This window comes from Microcoleus sp. OTE_8_concoct_300, from assembly GCF_031383065.1.
Classification (GTDB): Bacteria; Cyanobacteriota; Cyanobacteriia; order Cyanobacteriales; family Microcoleaceae; genus Microcoleus.
The window spans coordinates 1-1,017 of sequence record NZ_JANMZH010000943.1 but is presented as its reverse complement, the minus strand read 5'-3'; the positions used below and the strand labels follow the sequence as shown (position 1 = coordinate 1,017).

Annotated in this window: 1 protein-coding gene; it reads right to left on the bottom strand. The window is 50.3% G+C overall.

Annotated features, from left to right (window positions below):
• Nucleotides 1-9: 9 nt before the first annotated feature.
• Nucleotides 10-1,017 (bottom strand): calcium-binding protein (locus tag ACUVJL_RS40050; RefSeq protein ID WP_445250905.1); only part of this gene is annotated, 1,008 nt, incomplete at its 5' end.

The following is a 1,017-nucleotide window of genomic DNA, read 5'->3' as shown; positions in this document are numbered from 1 at the left end:
CCGAGGCAGTTAGATTGTTACCTGAGTGAAATCGCTAGCAGTAAGAGTACCGGGCGTACCGTTAAGCTTCGCTAACAATTGATTGCTGCCAGTCACGCTAATCAAAGTTTGATTGTTGCTAGACGTAATGCTGAGCTGATTGAAACTCAAACCGGGAGCTAACCCAATTAAATCCTCGCCCTTGCGGAAATCAGTAATGATGTCGCTTCCCGCACTTTTAGTTAGGAAAAATACATCACTTCCCGAACCGCCAGTCAAAGTATCATCCCCAACATCGCCGGAAAGGAAATCGGAACCAGCATTGCCAAAGAGGCTATCGTTACCTTTACCGCCGTAGAGCGTATCGTTGCCAGTGAAACCCTCGAGCAGATCGTTTTCATTGTTACCGTAAAGCAAATCGTTGCCATCGCCACCACCGAGACTATCGTTGTCTTTGCCACCGTAAAGCGTGTCATTTCCAGCTTTACCAAAAATCAGGTCGGCCTCCTCATTTCCAAACGCAATATCGTTGCCGTTACCAGCATTAATTGTGTCTTTTCCTAAGTTACCAGAAATGTAGTCGTCGCCGTCTTCACCGAGCAAGATATCGTCATCTTTGCCACCAAAAATCGTATCGTTGCCAAGACCGCCGGCAACAGTATCTTTGCCAAAATCTCCCCTCAAGAAGTCATTACCATCGCCACCAACAACGATGTCGTTATCTTTGCCGCCGTAGACGGTATCGTTACCGGCACCACCAGAGATGAAATCGGTACCTTCATTGCCGAAGAGTGAGTCGTTATCTGCACCGCCGTCAATGTTGTCATTGCCGCCCATCCCGTAGAGGGTGTCGCTGCCGCCGAGTCCGTTAATTGACTCGTTGATGCGGCCGCCCATGATGAAATCAGGGCCTTCACCGCCGCCCTGAGTTTGTTGGGCGGGATTGGGAGTAATGCTACCGAGATTGAGTTCTGGAGCGCCTAGCGGTTCGATTATGCTGTCATCTGTGACCGGCGTCGGCACGGGAGTTGGCGCGGG